This is a genomic window from Hydrogenophaga sp. GW101-3F08 (assembly GCF_059424585.1).
On sequence record NZ_JBWKZP010000010.1, the window covers coordinates 171,902 to 188,431 of the forward strand.

General features: G+C 69.8%; 15 protein-coding genes. 9 read left to right on the forward strand and 6 right to left on the reverse strand.

Going from position 1 to position 16,530, the window contains the following annotated elements; genetic code table 11:
- The first annotated feature begins 1 nt into the window (after window position 1).
- Window positions 2-1,462: an Asp-tRNA(Asn)/Glu-tRNA(Gln) amidotransferase subunit GatB gene (gene gatB / locus AC07YZ_RS21650; protein ID WP_494796300.1), complete on the forward strand. Its 1,461-nt coding sequence runs from the start codon at window positions 2-4 to the stop codon at window positions 1,460-1,462.
- 25 nt (window positions 1,463-1,487) lie between these two features.
- On the opposite strand, the gene AC07YZ_RS21655 is transcribed toward gatB, so the two are convergent.
- Window positions 1,488-2,186 carry a DUF4124 domain-containing protein gene (locus AC07YZ_RS21655; protein ID WP_494796301.1) on the reverse strand — a complete coding sequence of 233 codons (699 nt, stop codon included), beginning with the start codon at window positions 2,184-2,186 and terminating at the stop codon, window positions 1,488-1,490.
- A gap of 7 nt (window positions 2,187-2,193) precedes the next feature.
- Window positions 2,194-2,910: an orotate phosphoribosyltransferase gene (gene pyrE, locus AC07YZ_RS21660; protein WP_226490950.1), complete on the reverse strand. Its 717-nt coding sequence runs from the start codon at window positions 2,908-2,910 to the stop codon at window positions 2,194-2,196.
- A gap of 10 nt (window positions 2,911-2,920) precedes the next feature.
- Between pyrE and AC07YZ_RS21665 the strand changes: the two genes are divergently transcribed.
- Window positions 2,921-3,712 carry an exodeoxyribonuclease III gene (locus tag AC07YZ_RS21665; protein WP_494796302.1) on the forward strand — a complete coding sequence of 264 codons (792 nt, stop codon included), beginning with the start codon at window positions 2,921-2,923 and terminating at the stop codon, window positions 3,710-3,712.
- Window positions 3,713-3,872: 160 nt separating this feature from the next.
- Here the strand turns inward: AC07YZ_RS21665 and AC07YZ_RS21670 are convergent, their stop codons facing one another.
- Window positions 3,873-4,364, reverse strand: coding sequence for a hypothetical protein (locus AC07YZ_RS21670; RefSeq protein ID WP_494796303.1), 492 nt, complete (start codon window positions 4,362-4,364; stop codon window positions 3,873-3,875).
- 88 nt (window positions 4,365-4,452) lie between these two features.
- Entirely contained in the window at window positions 4,453-6,123 is a 1,671-nt protein-coding gene (gene pgm, locus AC07YZ_RS21675; RefSeq protein WP_494796304.1) for a phosphoglucomutase (alpha-D-glucose-1,6-bisphosphate-dependent), read from the reverse strand.
- A 332-nt stretch (window positions 6,124-6,455) separates the two neighbouring features.
- On the opposite strand from pgm, the gene AC07YZ_RS21680 reads away from it, so the two are divergent.
- From AC07YZ_RS21680 to AC07YZ_RS21695, 4 genes are read left to right on the forward strand one after another with little or no spacing between them, the layout of a single operon-like run.
- On the forward strand, window positions 6,456-7,193 hold the full coding sequence (locus AC07YZ_RS21680; RefSeq protein WP_494796332.1) for an endonuclease/exonuclease/phosphatase family protein: 738 nt from the start codon (window positions 6,456-6,458) through the stop codon (window positions 7,191-7,193).
- Window positions 7,190-8,404, forward strand: coding sequence for a cardiolipin synthase ClsB (gene clsB, locus AC07YZ_RS21685; protein ID WP_494796305.1), 1,215 nt, complete (start codon window positions 7,190-7,192; stop codon window positions 8,402-8,404). Before AC07YZ_RS21680 ends, clsB begins: the two co-directional genes overlap by 4 nt.
- Window positions 8,401-9,363, forward strand: a complete 963-nt coding sequence (locus AC07YZ_RS21690) for a lysylphosphatidylglycerol synthase domain-containing protein (protein WP_494796306.1) — start codon at window positions 8,401-8,403, stop codon at window positions 9,361-9,363. Before clsB ends, AC07YZ_RS21690 begins: the two co-directional genes overlap by 4 nt.
- A gap of 29 nt (window positions 9,364-9,392) precedes the next feature.
- Complete coding sequence (locus AC07YZ_RS21695; RefSeq protein ID WP_494796307.1) at window positions 9,393-10,025, forward strand: MBL fold metallo-hydrolase; 633 nt, start codon at window positions 9,393-9,395, stop codon at window positions 10,023-10,025.
- A 76-nt stretch (window positions 10,026-10,101) separates the two neighbouring features.
- Here the strand turns inward: AC07YZ_RS21695 and AC07YZ_RS21700 are convergent, their stop codons facing one another.
- A complete protein-coding gene (locus AC07YZ_RS21700) occupies window positions 10,102-10,974 on the reverse strand; it encodes a M48 family metallopeptidase (protein WP_226490958.1) in 873 nt (290 codons plus the stop codon).
- A 144-nt stretch (window positions 10,975-11,118) separates the two neighbouring features.
- Between AC07YZ_RS21700 and AC07YZ_RS21705 the strand changes: the two genes are divergently transcribed.
- Complete coding sequence (locus AC07YZ_RS21705; protein WP_226490959.1) at window positions 11,119-12,603, forward strand: AmpG family muropeptide MFS transporter; 1,485 nt, start codon at window positions 11,119-11,121, stop codon at window positions 12,601-12,603.
- A gap of 66 nt (window positions 12,604-12,669) precedes the next feature.
- On the opposite strand, the gene AC07YZ_RS21710 is transcribed toward AC07YZ_RS21705, so the two are convergent.
- Window positions 12,670-14,274, reverse strand: a complete 1,605-nt coding sequence (locus AC07YZ_RS21710; RefSeq protein WP_226490960.1) for a class I adenylate-forming enzyme family protein — start codon at window positions 14,272-14,274, stop codon at window positions 12,670-12,672.
- An 88-nt stretch (window positions 14,275-14,362) separates the two neighbouring features.
- On the opposite strand from AC07YZ_RS21710, the gene AC07YZ_RS21715 reads away from it, so the two are divergent.
- Entirely contained in the window at window positions 14,363-15,082 is a 720-nt protein-coding gene (locus AC07YZ_RS21715) for a response regulator (RefSeq protein ID WP_226490961.1), read from the forward strand.
- Window positions 15,079-16,371: a HAMP domain-containing sensor histidine kinase gene (locus AC07YZ_RS21720; RefSeq protein ID WP_226490962.1), complete on the forward strand. Its 1,293-nt coding sequence runs from the start codon at window positions 15,079-15,081 to the stop codon at window positions 16,369-16,371. The genes AC07YZ_RS21715 and AC07YZ_RS21720 overlap by 4 nt, the downstream gene beginning before the upstream one ends.
- The last annotated feature ends 159 nt before the right edge of the window (window positions 16,372-16,530 follow it).

Here is a 16,530-nt window from a genome sequence, read left to right on the forward strand (position 1 = left end):
CATGAGCGACAAAAAGCAAGCTTCCCTGCTGGTGCAGGGCTACGAGGTCGTGATCGGCTTCGAGACCCACGCCCAGCTGGCCACGAACAGCAAGATCTTCAGCCGCGCGCCCACGGCGTTTGGTGCCGAACCCAACACGCAGGCCTGCGCGGTGGACCTGGCCTTGCCGGGCACGCTGCCGGTGATGAACCGCGGCGCGGTGGAACACGCCATCCGCCTGGGCCTGGCGCTGGGTTCGCACATCGCCGAGCAGAGCGTGTTCGCACGCAAGAACTACTTCTACCCCGACCTACCCAAGGGCTACCAGATCAGCCAGTTCGAGATCCCGGTGGTGCAGGGCGGCGAGGTGAGCTTCTTTCTCGGCGACGAGAAGAAGACCGTGCGCCTGGTGCGCGCGCACCTGGAAGAAGACGCCGGCAAGAGCCTGCACGAAGAGTTCCACGGCATGAGCGGCATCGACCTGAACCGCGCCGGCACGCCGCTGCTGGAGATCGTGACCGAGCCCGACATGCGTTCCTGCGCCGAGGCCGTGGCCTACGCGAAAGAGCTGCACAAGATCGTGACCTGGATCGGCATCTGCGACGGCAACATGCAGGAAGGCAGCTTCCGCTGCGACGCCAACGTCTCGGTGCGCAAGCCGGGCGCGCCGCTGGGCACGCGCCGCGAGATCAAGAACCTGAACAGCTTCAAGTTCATGCAGCAGGCGATCGACTACGAGATCCGCTGGCAGATCGAGCAGATCGAGGACGGCCATGCGATCCAGCAGGCCACCGTGCTGTTCGACCCGGACACCGGCGAGACCCGTGCCATGCGCACCAAGGAAGATGCGGCCGACTACCGCTACTTCCCCGACCCGGACCTGCCGCCGCTGGTGATCGCGCGCGACTGGGTGGAACAGGTGAAGGCCGGGATGCCCGAGTTGCCGCGCGCCATGGCCGAACGCCTGGTGGCCGAATACGGCCTGCCCGAGTACGACGCCACCACGCTGACGCAGAGCCCGGCCATGGCCGCCTACTTCGAGACCGCGGCCAAGGCCTGTGGTCAGGCCAAGCTGGTGAGCAACTGGATCATGGGTGAGGTGTCGCGCCGGCTCAATGCCGAAGAGCGCGACATGGCCGAGGTGCCGGTGAACGCCAAGCAGCTGGCCGCGCTGATCGGCCGCATCGCCGACGGCACGGTGTCGAACAACGCCGCCAAGCAGGTGATGGACGCGCTGTGGAGCGGCGAGGGCAGCGACATCGACGCTGTCATCGAGGCCAAAGGCCTCAAACAGATGAACGACTCCGGCGCGCTGGAAAAAATCATCGACGAGGTGATGGCCGCCAACGCCGACAACGTGGCCCAGTTCCGCGCCGGCAAGGACAAGGCGTTCAACGCGCTGGTCGGGCAGGTCATGAAAGCCAGCAAGGGCAAGGCCAACCCGCAGCAGGTCAACGACCTGCTGCGTCAGAAGCTGCAATAAACCCGCGGCGCTGGCGCGCGCTGCGTCAGCGCTGTGGCACGGTGGCGTTGCTGGCCGCGGCGTTGCCGCCCCAGAGCTGGCGCAGTTTGGCCAGCTCTTCGTCGAAACGCGCGTTGATGCGCTTCTTCTCCTGGGTCTGTTCTTCCAGGAAACGTTTCTGCACCTGCATCTGCTGCGCGTTGTCTTCGACCTTGCGCTGCAGCGCGAGGGGCGCCTTGCTCGGATCGCTCTGGTAGAACTCCAGCTCGGCGCGGATGTCTTTGCGCTGTTGTTCCAGCGCCTGTTCGCGTTTGTGCACCGCGTCCACGACCTCGTCGATCTGGGCCAGTGCCTCGGCGCGCGCCTTGTCGTGCAGGGCCTGGTTGGGAAAGCGGATCACCAGGGCGCGGTCGCGGCGTCTTTCTTCGGCCACGCGCGCGCGCTGTTCGTCTTCGGCCTTGCGTTGGGCTGCCATCTGGGCCCGTTCTTCGGCGGTGTAGCTCGGTGGCACCACGCGCCGCACCAGGCCGGTGCCGTCCAGCTCACGCTGTTCGCGGTCCAGGCACTCGACGATGGGGCGGTCCGAGGTGATGCGCCGGCCCTTGCCGTCGACACAGGTGTAGATCTCGCTGGGCCGGGTCTGCTGCGCCAGGGCACCCATCGACACCACCACGCCGGCCAGCATGGGCAGACCGGTGCGGATCAGGCGTTGGCGGTGGAAAGGGGAGCCGGGTAGGGAAAGCACGTCGTCCTCAAGCCACACCGTAGCGCTGGCGGTAGGCCAGCACGCGCTCGTGATGAGCCCCAAGCCCCCCACCGGTGTGTGTGGCCAGATACTGCAGCAAATCGGCCAGCCTCGCAATGGCGCAGACCTGCAGGCCGAGCTGCTGTTGCACGTATTGCACCGCACTGTGGTCCACGTCACGCACGGTGCCGTCCGGGCCGGCTTCGGTGGCTTTTTCCTGGCGGTCCAGCGCGATCACCACCGCGTGGGGCGTGGCCCCGGCCGCCTGGATCAGCGCGATCGACTCGCGCGCGGCGGTGCCGGCGCTCATCACGTCGTCCACGATCAGCACCCGGCCCCGAAGCGGCGCACCCACCAGCGAACCCCCTTCGCCATGGTCTTTGGCTTCCTTGCGGTTGTAGGCGAAGGGCACGTTGCGCCCGAGCCGCGCGAGCTCGATGGCGACCGCCGCGCCCAGGGGAATGCCTTTGTAGGCCGGGCCGAAAATCATGTCGAATTCGATGCCGCTGTCGAGCAGGGCTTTTGCATAGAATTGCGCGAGCCGACCGAGCTTGGCGCCGTCGTCGAACAGGCCGGCGTTGAAGAAGTAGGGCGAGAGCCGTCCGGCTTTGGTCTTGAACTCGCCAAAGCGCAACACGCCCGAGTCCACGCAGAACTGCACGAAGTCCTGCGCCAGCGCGCTGCTTTCGACACCGGCCGCCGCCGGGCCCGTTTCCAACACCATGGGGAATTCCTTGTTCAAACTGACCAGCCTCAACCTCAACGGCATCCGCTCCGCCAGCACCAAGGGGCTGGAGGCCTGGCTCGCCGGGCACTCACCCGATTGTATTTGTGTGCAGGAAGTCAAGGCCCAGGCGCTCGATGTGAGCGGGCGCTTCGAAGCGATCGCGGGCCTCAAGGGGCATTTCCATTTCGCCGAGAAAAAGGGCTATTCCGGCGTGGCGGTGTACACCCGCCACGAACCGAGCGACGTGGTGATCGGGTTCGATCGCGGCGAGTTCGATGCCGAAGGCCGCTATGTGGAGCTGCGTTTCGACACCCCCCGTGTCAAGCGTTCCATCATCAGCGTGTACTTTCCCAGCGGTTCCTCCGGCCCGGAGCGGCAGGAAGCCAAATACCGCTTTCTGGACCTGATCTACCCGCACCTGATGGCGCTCAAGGGCCAGCGCGACTTCATCGTCTGCAGCGACGTGAACATCGCCCACCAGAACGCCGACCTCAAGAACTGGCGCAGCAACCAGAAGAACAGCGGCTTCCTGCCCGAAGAGCGCGCCTGGATGACCCGGCTGCTGAACGACGGCGGCATCGTCGACGTGTACCGCCGCCTGCAGCCCGACACCACCGACACCTGCTACACGTGGTGGAGCAACCGGGGCCAGGCCTACGCCAACAACGTGGGGTGGCGGCTGGACTACCACCTCGCCACCCCGGCGCTGGCGGCACTGGCACGCTCGGAGGCGATCTACAAGGGCGAGAAGTTCAGCGACCACGCCCCCATCACCATCGAGTACGACCTCGACCTGTGAGAAGGGTGCGCAGCCAGAGCGGGCTTCTCCGTGGCTGCGCCCAACGCGACCTGCAACGCATGAAGTGACCCAGCCCAAGGGCACCGCCGGGCCGGCTTTGCCGGACGGCTGGTGCCGCCCCCTTGAGGGGGTCGCGCGCAGCGCGACGGGGGTGGTTCTCCTAAACCAGCGCCGACTCCGGCAGCAGCTTGGCCAGCCGTTCGCTGATGGCGTCGGCCCGCTCGGTCCCCGCCATTCGCTCGATGTCGAGCAGCATGCGCCGGCTGACCGCCAGCATGGTGTCCACGTCTTTCGCTTCCCGCAGCGCATCGCGGTGGCGCAGCGCCAGCTGGGGGTCGCGTGGGGCGAACATGCGCTCGCTCAGGTCGAACAGGAACATGCGGGCGCTGGCCAGGGAGCGTGGCCCGGAAAAGCTGTCGGCCGAGACCTTGCGCTCGGGCGGCGCGGCGCCCGCCGTCGTGCGCACCTCGGTGATGTAGCCCTGGGCCAGCAGCTGCGCCACGATGGCGCGGCCCAGCCCGCCAAACAGCTGGTGCAGTTCGCTGGTGGGGCGCTGGCCATCGGTCATCAGCAGCACGGCGCGTTCGCGCTGGCCCAGCGTGCGTGCGCCGGGCTGCACTTCAGCCCGGCCTTTGTCGGTTTTGTTCAGCATGGCCATCCTCGGCGTTTCCAGGGACAGCTTGCATGATCGGGCGCTTGTGTGACGCCACGATGAAACGACGGCCGGTCTGGCGCCCGCCTCAGCCTTGGTCCGCCGCCAGCACCGCGTCCACCAACGCCTGCGCTTCCGCCAGCAGGCGCTGCAGGTGTTGCGGGCCGGCGAAGCTTTCGGCGCAGAGGCGGTAGATGTCTTCGGTGCCGGACGGGCGGGCCACGAACCAGCCGCTGGCGGTGTTCACCTTAATGCCGCCGATGGCCGCGCGGTTGCCCGGGGCGTGGGTGGTGATGCGCTCGATGCGTTCGCCCGCGAGCATCTGGACTTTCACGTCCTGCGCCGACAGGCCGGCCAGCCGGGCCTTCTGCGCGGCCGTGGCCGGCACCTGCAACCGCTCGCTCAGGGGCTGTCCCAGCTCGTTCGCCAGCGCGGGGTAGCGGGCGCCCGGGTCCTGCCCGGTGCGTGCGGTGATCTCGGCGGCGAGCAGGGCGGCGGTGATGCCGTCCTTGTCGGTGGTCCACACGCTGCCGTCGCCGCGCAGGAAGCTCGCGCCCCCGCTGTCTTCCCCGGCAAAGCCGAGCGTGCCCTCCAGCAGGCCCGGCGCGTACCACTTGAACCCCACCGGCACCTCGTAGAGCGGGCGGTGCAGCCGGGCGGCCAGGCGGTCGATCAGCTGCGTGCTGACGACGGTCTTGCCGATGCCGGTGTGCTGGCCCCAGCGCGGGCGCAGCCGGAACAGGTAGTCGATCGCCACCGGCTGGTAGTGGCTGGCCGGCAGCAGACCCGAGCCGGGCGTGACGATGCCGTGGCGGTCGTGGTCGGCGTCGCAGGCGAAGGCGATGTCGAAGCGCTGGCGCATGTCGATGAGGCGGCGCAGGGTCCAGGGCGACGAGGGGTCCATGCGGATGCGGCCGTCCGCGTCGAGCGGCACGAAGCCGAAGGTGGGGTCCACCGCGTCGCTGATCACGTGCAGGTCGAGTCCGTGGCGTTCGGCGATGGCGGCCCAGTAGTGCACGCCCGCGCCGCCCAGCGGGTCCACCCCGATGCGGACCCGGGCCTCGCGGATGGCCTCCATGTCGATCACGCTGGCCAGGCCGTTGACGTAGGCGTGCAGGAAGTCGTGGCGGTGGGTGGTGGGCGCGCGCAGCGCCTGGGCATGGCTCATGCGGTGCACGCCACCGAGCTCGCGTTCGAGCAGGCGGTTGGCCGTGTCTTCGATGCGCGCCGTGATCGCCGGCCCGGCCGGGCCGCCGTGGGGCGGGTTGTACTTCAGCCCGCCATGGCGCGGCGAGTTGTGCGATGGCGTGATGACGATGCCGTCGGCCAGGGCTTCGCCCGGCGGGCCCTGGCGCTGGCGGTTGTGCGCCAGGATCGCGTGTGACACGGCGGGCGTGGGGGTGGGCTCGTCGTGCGTGGCCAGCAGGGTGTGCACCCCGTTGCCCGCCAGCACCTCCAGCGCGCTGGCGCAGGCCGGCGCCGACAGGGCGTGGGTATCGATGCCCAGGTACAGCGGCCCGGTGACGCCGTGTGCCCGGCGCTCCTGGCAAATGGCCTGCGTGATGGCCAGCACGTGCCATTCGTTGAAGCTGCCGTCCAGCGCCGAACCACGGTGCCCCGAGGTGCCGAAGACCACGCGCTGCGCGGGCTCCGAGGGGTGCGGCCGCAGCTCGAAGTAGGCCGCGGTGAGCGCGGCCACGTCGATCAGCGTGTCGACGCCAGCGAGCTGCCCCGCCAGGGGGTTGAGCCGTGCGGACATGTTCAGCCCCGCTGCGCCGCTTTCGCGGCCGGCGTGCGCGGCCCGCGCCGCGGGGTGGGGCGCGGGGTGGTCCGGTGTGGGGTGGTGGATGTCATGGCGGAAAGATGGGTGCAAGCGTGGTTCGCGGGGCGAAAAACGTCTGTGCGATGACGCACAGTCGTGCGCTGCCCGACGCGCCAAGATGGGGCGCTGCCCGGGATTCCCCCCAAGGTTGCCCCCATTCACCCAGGAGCATGGCCAGTGGACTCAAGCCAACACCGGCGCAGGGGCCTTCCGTTGGCCCCACGCACTTCCCGCGCTGTGCCCGTCGTGCGGCTGAAAGCATGAGCGTCCTGCCGCCGTCGCGGTTCTTGCGCGTGTTGACCGTCAACATCCACAAGGGCTACAGCGCCTTCAACCGCCGCTCCGTGCTGCACGGCCTGCGCGAAGCGGTGCGCGCGGTGGGCAGCGACCTGGTGTTCCTGCAGGAGGTCGAAGGCGGCTCCAGGGCCGTGAGTGCGCAGTACGAATTCCTGGCCGACCAGATCTGGTCCGACCACGCCTACGGGCGCAACGCGGTGGCCGAGGGCCTGGACCACGGCAACGCGGTGCTCTCCCGCTTCCCGGTGCTGCACAGCGCCAACCACGACATGTCGCTGCCCGGCGTGGAGCCGCGCGGCCTGTTGCACTGCGTGCTGGCCATGCCCGACGGTCTGCCCGATCTGCAGGTGATGTGCGTGCACCTGGGGCTGAGGGAGTCGCACCGGCGCCACCAACTGGCGCGCCTGTGCGAGACGGTGCGGCGCGAGGTGCCCGCCGACGCGCCGCTGCTCGTCGCCGGCGACTTCAACGACTGGCGTTCCCGCGCCGATGCCAGTCTGGGCTCCTGCGGGCTTACCGAGGTGTTCCGCCACAGCCTGGGGGCGCACGCGCGCAGCTTCCCGGCGGGCTGGCCGCTGCTGCGGCTCGACCGCATCTATGTGCGCGGCGTGGCGGCGGCCCGGCCGCTGCCGCTGCCGCTGCGGCCCTGGTCCCGGTTGTCCGACCACGCGCCGCTGGCCGCCGGCATCGATCTGCAGGAGGCGCCATGAACTCGCACTGGGTGCCCGGCAACCGCATCACGCTGCTGGAGAACGGCGAGGCCTACTTCCCGCGTGTGTTCGAGGCCATCGCCGCGGCCGAGCACGAGGTGCTGCTCGAAACCTTCATCCTGTTCGACGACAAGGTCGGGCGCGAACTGCAGCAGGCGCTGCTGCGCGCGGCCGGGCGCGGTGCCGTGGTGCATGTGCTGGTCGACGGCTGGGGTTCGCCCGACCTGCCGCCGTCGTTCACGCAGCCGCTGCTCGACGCGGGCGTGCGGCTGCGCAGCTTCGAGCCGGCCCGGCGCCTGCTGGGCGCGCGCATCAACATGCTGCGGCGCATGCACCACAAACTGGTGGTGGTCGACGGCCGGCGGGCCTTCGTCGGCGGCATCAACTACGCGCTGGACCACCTGGCCGAGTTCGGGCCGCTGGCCAAGCAGGACTACGCGGTCGAGGTCGAGGGCCCGCTGGTGGGCCAGATCCAGGCCTTCTGCCGCGCCAACCTGGACGCGCCACAACCCGCGCGCCAGCTGTGGCTGCAGCGCTGGCGCGCGATCCGTACCTGGAGCGGCGCGCTGGATGACGACGGTGACGGCGACGGTGCGGTGGCCGCCTTCGTCACGCGCGACAACCGCGGCCACCGCACCGACATCGAACGCCACTACCGCGCCGCGGTGCGCAGCGCGCGCGATCGCGTGCTGATCGCCAACGCCTACTTCTTCCCCGGCTACCGGTTCCTGCGCGACCTGCGCCACGCGGCGCACCGCGGCGTGCGGGTCGACCTGATCCTGCAGGGCTGGCCCGACCAGCCCTGGGTGCAGAAGGCCTCGGCGCTGCTCTATGGCCACCTGATGCGCGCCGGGGTGAACGTCTACGAGTACGGCGAGCGGCCGCTGCACGCCAAGGTGGCGGTGGTCGATGGCCTGTGGGCCACCGTCGGATCGAGCAACCTCGACCCGACCAGCCTCAGCCTGAACCTGGAGGCCAACGTGGTGGTGCGCGACGGCGCGTTCGCCCGGCACCTGAGTCGGCGCCTCGAACACCTGATGCGGCACGGCTGCCAGCGCGTGCGGCAGCCCACGCCGGGACCGCTGCGCTCGGCCTGGATCGCGCTGCGCAGCCTGGTGGTGTTCCACGTCCTGCGCCGCTACCCGACCTGGGCGCGGCTCACGCCCGTGCGCGCGCCCAAGGTCGTTCCCTTGCGGACCGATCCGAGATGAGGCCCTGGGTCCGCAGCGCCTGGTCGTGGTTCAAGCGCGTGGCCCCGTGGGCGCTGGCGGTGCTGGTGCTCGTGTTGGTGGTGCGCCAGGCCCGCACGGTGGACTGGCCCGCGGTCGGGCAGGCGCTGCAGCAGATGCCGCCCGAGAGGCTGGCGGCGGCGGCCGGCCTGGCGCTGCTCAGCCATGGCCTGTACGCCAGCTTCGACCTGATCGGGCGCCGGCTCAGCGGCCACCGGCTGTCGGTGCCGCGCACGCTGGGCACCGCCGCCATCAGCTACGCGTTCAACCTCAACGCCGGCTCGCTGGTGGGCGGCTTCGCCCTGCGGCTGCGCCTGTACACGCGCTGGGGTCTGTCGGTGGCGCAGGTGGCCCAGGTCATCGCGCACAGCATGGCGACCAACTGGCTGGGCTACCTGTGGGTGGGCGGTGCGGTGCTGCTGTGGTCGCCGCCCCGCCTGAGCGACGGCTGGGCGCTGCCGGACCCGGCCCTGCGCGCCCTCGGGCTGGCGATGCTGCTGGCGGCGCTGGCCTACCCGGTGCTGTGCCGCTTCGTGCGCCCGCGCCGGCTGGTCTGGCGCGGCCAGTCGCTGACGTTGGCCAGCGCCCCCCTGGCGGTGTGGCAGTTGGTGGCGGGTGGCGCGAGCTGGCTGCTGATCGGCGCCACCGTCTGGAGCCTGTTCGGGGGCCGCATCGATTACCCGACCGTGCTCGGTGCCCTGCTGCTGGCGGCGGTGGCCGGCGTGCTGACGCACGTGCCGGCGGGGCTGGGCGTGCTGGAGGCGGTATTCGTGGCCACGCTCGGTGGCCGGCTGCCGGGGGTCGAGGTGTTGGCCACGGTGCTGGCCTACCGCGCCACCTACTACCTGTTGCCGCTGGCGCTGGCCCTGCCCGCCTACGCGCTGAGTGAGGCGGCCGCGCGGCACCGCAACGGCGCGGCCGAGGCGTCGGCCCAACGATAATCCGGGCCACCCTCCGCCGGCCCAAGCCCATGTTGAAGTACCTCACCGTTCCCGTCACCGCGTTCGCGCAAAACTGCTCCATCGTCTGGTGCGACGAGACCCTGGACGCCGCCGTCATCGACCCCGGTGGCGACCTGGACCGCATCGAAGCCGAAGCCCGGCGCCTGGGCGTCACGCTCAAGGCGATCTGGCTCACCCACGCCCACATCGACCACGCTGGCGGCACGGCCGAACTGGCCCGGCGCCTGGCGCTGCCCGTCATCGGCCCGCACCCAGGCGACCAGTTCTGGATCGACGGCCTGCCGCAACAAAGCCAGATGTTTGGCTTCCCGCCCGCCGGCCCCTTCACGCCCACGCGCTGGCTCGCTGACGGCGACACGGTGCAGATCGGCAACAGCAGCCTCGACGTGCGCCACTGCCCGGGCCACACGCCGGGGCACGTGGTGTTTCATTCGCCCGAGGCCAAGCGCGCGTTCGTCGGCGACGTGCTGTTCGCCGGCAGCATCGGGCGCACCGACTTCCCGCAGGGCAACCATGCCCAGCTGATCAGCAGCATCCAGCAGCGCCTCTGGCCCATGGGCGACGACACCGTGTTCATCCCCGGGCACGGCCCCGAAAGCACGTTCGGCGAAGAGCGGCGGTTCAACCCCTACGTGCGCTGAATGGAATCACCCCCGCCGCGCTGCGCGCGACCCCCTCGGGGGGCAGCGACCCGCGCAACGGCGGAGCTCTTTACCCTTACCCCTTGCGCGCCTGCTCGTACAGCCCCTGCACCTTCGGCACATTCGCCTCCAGGTCGCGGATGCGGTTCGGGCCGGTGGGGTGGGTCGATAGAAAGCCGATGCCCGGGCCCCCCGTTTTGGCGGCCATCTTCTGCCACAGGCTCACGCTGGCCCGGGGCTGGTAGGCGCCGCGCGCCGCGAGTTCCAGGCCCACCAGATCGGCCTCGGACTCGTCCTCGCGGCTGAACCGCAGCGTGAGCAGCTGCGAGCCCAGCCCGGCGGCCACGTTGCCCAGATCGCCCAGCCCCAGCAGCTGGGCGCCCAGCCGCAGGCCGATGTCGGTGGCGCTGCTCTTGGCCAGGCGTTCGCGCGCGTGTTCGCGCAGCGCATGGGCCATCTCGTGGCCCATGATCATGGCGGTCTCATCGTCGCTGAGCGCCAGTTGGTCCAGGATGCCGGTGTAGAAGCCGATCTTGCCGCCGGGCATGCAAAAGGCGTTGATCTCCGGGCTCTGGATCAGGTTGACCTGCCATTTCCATTCGCGTGCGCGCGGGTTCCAGGCCGCGGTGTGCGGAATGATGCGCCGCGCGATGGCGTGCAGCCGTTTGACCTGCGGATGGCCGGCGGGCAGCAGCACCTGTTTGCCCTGGGCCTCGCGCATCATCTGCACGTACTGCTGCGTGGCCGCGCCTTCGATCTCATCGGCCGGCACCAGCTTGCGCAGTGAAGACGGTTTGCCCACATCGACCTGCGCCGCCGCGGGCAGGGTGGTGCTGGCCGCGGAGGCCGCGGCGGCCAGGACAAAGGCGCGCCGGGACGACCAGACGTGGCCGGGGCGCGGTGCGGACGCGGAGGGCTGGGGGGACTTGAGATCGCAGAGAAGACACATGCCGCCATGATAGGGGGACGGTCGGCGCATGGGCACAATGGGGGCATGGCCCAACCCACACCCAGCGCTGTCGCGAACGCTTCCCCCAACGCCCCTGAGGCCGGTCAGGGGGGGCCGCCCGCCCGCCCGCCGTGGCGCGACACCTTGCGCTCCCTGTGGGACCGGCGTGTGTTGACCATGCTGTTCCTGGGTTTTGCCGCCGGCCTGCCTTACTTGCTGGTCTTTTCCTCGCTCTCGCTGTGGCTGGTGGAGGCCGGGGTGGAGCGCGCGGCGGTCACGTTTTTCAGCTGGGCGGCGCTGGGCTATTCGTTCAAGTTCATCTGGGCGCCGCTGGTGGACCGCCTACCGCTGCCGCTGCTCACGCGCTGGCTGGGCCGGCGCCGCGCCTACCTGTTGCTCGCGCAGCTGGGCGTGATCGCTGCCATCGTCGGCATGGGCAGCACGGATCCGGCCAGCGGCCCCACCAGCCTGACCGCTATGGCGCTGTTCGCGGTGATGCTGGGCTTCATGTCGGCCACGCAGGACATCGTGATCGATGCCTACCGCATCGAGATCGCATCACCCGAGTTGCAAGGCGTGTTGTCGTCGGCCTACATCGCGGGCTACCGGATCGGCATGATCGTTGCAGGAGCGGGGGCGCTGCTGCTGGCTGAACACTTGGGATCGGCGCGCGAGGTCTATGTGTACGCCGCCTGGCAGCAGACCTATCTGGTGATGGCCCTGGCCATGGGCGTGGGGGTGCTGACCACGCTGCTGATCCGCGAGCCGGTGGTTGCCGAGCGCGAACCCCAGCCTTCGGGGGCGCACGCGCGCCTGCTGGCGGTGTTTCTCTGCGCGGTGCTGGGCTTTGTGGGGGTGTTCTGGTCCTGGGGACAATGGCTGTCGCCGGCCGAGCCCGGCCCCTTGTTGGGCCTGCTGGTGGAGGCCTTGCGCATGGGCACCGCGCTGGCGGCGGCTTTCGGGATCGGCGCTCTTCTGGTGTACGCGGGCCTAGCCAGCCGGGATCGGGCGCGCGAGACCTGGGTGTTGCCGGTGCTGGATTTCTTTCGCCGCTACGGCACACGCACCGCCTGGCTGCTGCTGGCGCTGATTGGCCTGTACCGCATTTCGGACATGGTGCTGGGGACAATCTCCAACGTGTTCTACCAGAACATGGGCTTTTCCAAGACCGAGATCGCCTACGCGGTCAAGACCTTTGGTGTGGTGGTGGCCATTGCCGGCGGTTTTGTGGGGGGCTTGTTGACCACGCGCATTGGCGTGATGCGTTCGCTGTTCTGGGGCGCGGTGCTGGCCGCACTGACCAACATGGCCTTTGTATTGCTGGCCTTCGCCGGGCATGACGTACAGCTGATGTACGCCGTGGTCGCGGCCGACAACCTGGCCGCCGGTTTCGCCAGCGCCGCGTTCGTGGCCTTCCTCTCCAGCCTGACCAGCGTGTCCTTCACCGCCGTGCAGTACGCCATCTTCAGCTCGCTCATGTCGCTGCTGCCCAAGACGCTGGGCGGCTATTCGGGCGGCATGGTGGACGCGCTGGGTTACCCCGGGTTCTTCATGCTGACCAGCTTGATGGGCCTGCCTGTTCTGGTGCTGGTGCTCATGGCCAAGCGCCTGTTGCCGGTCGGTCGCTGATCTGGCAGGCCACGCGGCTGGCGCCTGCGCAGGCCAAGACCTGAAACCGGGCCGCAGGCTGGTGGTTCAGTCCGGGTGCAGGGTGTCGAGCACGGCCCTGAGCGCCGGTTTCTGCACCTTGCCCAGGGCGGTTTTGGGCAGGGTGTTCATCCGGTGCCAGCGGCGCGGCCATTTGTAGCGCGCCAGCCGCCCGTCCAGAAAATCCAGCAGGGGCTGTGTCCAGTCGTCGCCGCTGGGGGCGCCCTCGCGCAGCACCAGCACGGCCGCGGCCACCTCGCCCCAGCGCGCGTCCGGCTGGCCGACCACCGCGCACTCGGCTACCAGGGGGTGCTGCACCAGCAGGTTCTCGATCTCGGCCGGGTAGATGTTTTCGCCGCCGGAAATGATCATGTCCTTGGCACGGTCCACCACGGTGTAGCTGCCATCGGGCGCCTGCCTTGCCAGGTCGCCGGTGTGGAAAAAGGCCTCGTCGTCGCAGGCGGGCCAGAGCGGCCAGTAGTGGCGCACCACGTTGGGCGCGCGTATCCAGAGTTCACCCACCTCGCCCTGGGGCATCGCTTGCCCCCGGGCATCGCGCAGTTCGACGCCGACCCCGGGCGCGGGCCAGCCGCACGAACCCAGGTGGCTGCGCGCGCAGTCGGGCGGCAGGGCGATGGAAAACGGCCCGGTTTCGGTGCTGCCGTACACATTGCACACCGGCACGCCGCGCGCGTGGAAGGCCTGCAGCGGCCCTGGTGGCAGCAGGCTGGAGCCGGCCCAGACCGCGCGCAGGCTGGACAGATCGGTGCCGGCCCAGCGCGGGTGCGCGGTCAGCGCCTGCAACGTGGCGGGCACCTGCAGCGTGAGCGTGGGGCGGTCGGTCTCGATGCAGGTGAGCATGGCGTCGGCGTCAAAGCGCGTGAACAGCAGCACCTGCGCGCCGACCGACAGCGCCGGCAGGGTCTGGATGCACAGCCCGCCGACGTGGAACAGCGGCAGCGCCGTGGCCACCACGTCGCGTTCGCTCAGGCCCTGCACCTGGGCCGCGATGGCCATGTTGGCCAGCAGGTTGCCCTGGGTGTGGACCGCCCCCTTGGGCTGGCCGGTGGTGCCCGAGGTGTAGACCAGCAGCAGCGGTCGCTGCAGCGGGTCGTCGGTGAGGGGTGGCGGCGCTTCGCTGGCGGGCGCCGCACCCGGTGTCGGCGAGGAGGGTGCCAGCGCGTGCACGGGCCACAGCGCCGGCGCCGGGTGGGCGCGCCGCACCAGGTCTTGCGCGGCGGTGGCCAGGGTGTCGTCGTGCACCAGCAGCGTGGGCGTGCAGTCGAGCAGCACCGACGCCCATTCGGCGGGCGAGAGCCGGTGGTTCAGCGGCACCAGCAGCGCCCCCAGCCGCGCCAGGGCGAACAGCAGCACGATCTGCGCCGGGTGGTTCAGGCCCAGCCAGGCGACGCGTTCGCCGGGTTGAAGCCCCTGGTGGTGCAGCCATTGCGCGACGCCATCCACCCGCTGGCGCAGCGCCGCCGCGTCGAGCATGGCCCAGTCGGCACCGGTGCTGGCGGCGGCCGGGTCCCGCCAGCTCAGCAGCGGCTGCGCGGGCCGTTGCGTGGCCAGCCGGTCCAGCAGGGCATCGAACGAGCCGGCCGGCAGGGCAGGGGGTGTGACCGTGACCGGCCAGGGCGGAGGTGGCGACATTCACCTTACTTTACGCGAGCCACCCCACCCGGTTTACAGGGCTTGGGCACCATGGTGTGCTCTGGTGGACACCGCTACACTGAAAACCATGACATCTCCATTGCTGATGATTGAAGACGACGGCCGCCTCGCCCAGATGGTGGCGGAGTATCTTGGCCAGTCGGGTTTCGAGGTCACCCACGCCGCCGACGGTGAAAAGGGCCTGGAGCAGCTGCAGCTGGCGTTGCCCGAGCTGGTGATCCTGGATCTGATGATGCCGGGCATCGACGGGCTCGAAGTTTGCCGTCGCATCCGTGCCCTGCCGGGCGAGGCCGCGCGCGTGCCGGTGATCATGCTCACCGCCAAGGGCGACCCGATGGACCGCATCATCGGTCTGGAGATGGGGGCCGACGATTACCTGCCCAAACCTTTCGAACCGCGCGAGCTGCTCGCGCGCATCCGCGCCGTGTTGCGCCGCCGCTCGGAAAACGGCGGGGGCACCTCCACCACGCGCAGCACGCCGGTGCTGCGCTTCGGCTCGCTGGAGATCGACCGCGACGCCCGCTCGGTGCAGGTGGCGGGCGTGGCGTGTGAGCTGACCTCGTACCAGTTCGACCTGCTGGTGGCGCTGGCCGAGCGCGCCGGGCGCGTGCTCACCCGCGACCAGATCATGGAGGCCGTGCGCGGGCGCGAGCTCGAAGCCTTTGACCGCTCCATCGACGTGCACATCGGCCGCATCCGCAACGCCATCGAAGCCGACAGCAAAGACCCCAAGCGCATCCTCACGGTGCGTGGCGTGGGCTATGTGTTCGCGAAGCTGCAGGAATGAAACGCCTGCTTGGGCAGCGCCTGTACCTGCGCATCTGGCTGGCCGTGGTGGCTGCGGTGGCGGTGTTGACCCTGGTGGTCGGCTGGCTGTGGCAGATGGCGCTCGACCGCGACCGGCAGGAGCGCGACGCCCGCATGGCGCGCGAGATCGTGCTGCGCAACAGCGCGGGCGAGGTGGTGGGCCAGTCGCCGGCCAAGGCCGTGCGTGTGCCCGGCCAGGGGCTGGAATTCCAGGTCACCATGAAGGACGGGCAGACCCTGTACGTCCAGCTGCCACGCCCCAACCGGACCCCCGGCAGCGTGGTGTCGTCGCGCCGCGCGCCCCTGGGGCTGGAAGCGCCGTTTGGTTTTGCCTGGCTGCTGGGCATGGTGGCGCTGGCCGTGGCCTTGGGCGCGTACCCGATCGTGCGCCGCCTGACCAAGCGGCTCGAAGCGCTGCAAAAGGGGGTTGAGCGCTGGGGCCAGGGGGACTTGTCCACGCGGCTGCCGGTGCATGGGCAGGACGAGGTGGCCTTCCTGGCCGCGCGCTTCAACGCCGCCGCCGAGCGCGTGCAGACCCTGCTGATGTCGCACAAGGCGCTGCTGGCCAATGCCTCGCACGAACTGCGCTCACCGCTGGCGCGCATCCGCATGGGGCTGGAGCTGTTGGGACGCGACAACGCCACCACCGGCCAGCGCGCCGAGATCGCGCGCAGCATCGAAGAACTCGACCAGCTCATCGACGAAATCCTGCTCGCCAGCCGGCTCGACGTGCGCGATGCCAACGACAGCTCGGTCCTGGGCCCCACGGAGGAGGTGGATCTGGTGGGCCTGGCGGCCGAAGAATGCGCCCGCACCGGCGCCGAGCTGGAGATCGCCGAGGGCGCCTCGCCCGTGCTGGTCCAGGGCCATGCCCGTCTGTTGCGCCGCCTGCTGCGCAACCTGCTGGAAAACGCGCGGCGCTATGGCGTGCGCGCGTCGCAATCGGGTGAGGCCGGCGACGCCGACGTGCACCTGCGCATCTTCGTGCGGACGGTGGAGTCGGCCCGGCGCTCGCGCGGCGCCATTCCCGCCGCCCCGGCCTCGCGCGCCGTGGTGTGGGTCGAGGACCATGGGCCGGGGGTGCCGCCCGAGCTGCGCGAGCGCATTTTCGAGCCGTTTTACCGCCTGCCCGGCGCCAGCGAGCGTGAGGGTGGGGTCGGCCTGGGACTGGCGCTGGTCAAGACCATTGCCGAGCGCCATGGCGGCAGCGTGCACTGTGAAGGTGGCGAAGGCGGCGGCGCCCGTTTCGTGGTCGAACTGCCGCTGTGAACCGCTTCGGTCCATGACATTTGTGATCTGAATCACAAACATTTCGGGTCATATTCACCTTTGAAATACCACAAATCCCCCAAACGGGGGATAGCGTAAAAGCAGGTGGCGGCGCACAATTTAGACTGTTGCTGTCACAACATCACCAACAGACGGATC

Bases quoted from the DNA above. Each gene is read 5' to 3' on its own strand.
- gatB (WP_494796300.1), top strand. From the start codon at position 2: ATGAGCGACAAAAAGCAAGCTTCCCTGCTGGTGCAGGGCTACGAGGTC.
- pyrE (WP_226490950.1), bottom strand. From the start codon at position 2,910: ATGGTGTTGGAAACGGGCCCGGCGGCGGCCGGTGTCGAAAGCAGCGCG.
- AC07YZ_RS21670 (WP_494796303.1), bottom strand. From the start codon at position 4,364: ATGCTGAACAAAACCGACAAAGGCCGGGCTGAAGTGCAGCCCGGCGCA.
- pgm (WP_494796304.1), bottom strand. From the start codon at position 6,123: ATGTCCGCACGGCTCAACCCCCTGGCGGGGCAGCTCGCTGGCGTCGAC.
- clsB (WP_494796305.1), top strand. From the start codon at position 7,190: ATGAACTCGCACTGGGTGCCCGGCAACCGCATCACGCTGCTGGAGAAC.
- AC07YZ_RS21690 (WP_494796306.1), top strand. From the start codon at position 8,401: ATGAGGCCCTGGGTCCGCAGCGCCTGGTCGTGGTTCAAGCGCGTGGCC.
- AC07YZ_RS21695 (WP_494796307.1), top strand. From the start codon at position 9,393: ATGTTGAAGTACCTCACCGTTCCCGTCACCGCGTTCGCGCAAAACTGC.
- AC07YZ_RS21700 (WP_226490958.1), bottom strand. From the start codon at position 10,974: ATGTGTCTTCTCTGCGATCTCAAGTCCCCCCAGCCCTCCGCGTCCGCA.
- AC07YZ_RS21710 (WP_226490960.1), bottom strand. From the start codon at position 14,274: ATGTCGCCACCTCCGCCCTGGCCGGTCACGGTCACACCCCCTGCCCTG.
- AC07YZ_RS21715 (WP_226490961.1), top strand. From the start codon at position 14,363: ATGACATCTCCATTGCTGATGATTGAAGACGACGGCCGCCTCGCCCAG.
- AC07YZ_RS21720 (WP_226490962.1), top strand. From the start codon at position 15,079: ATGAAACGCCTGCTTGGGCAGCGCCTGTACCTGCGCATCTGGCTGGCC.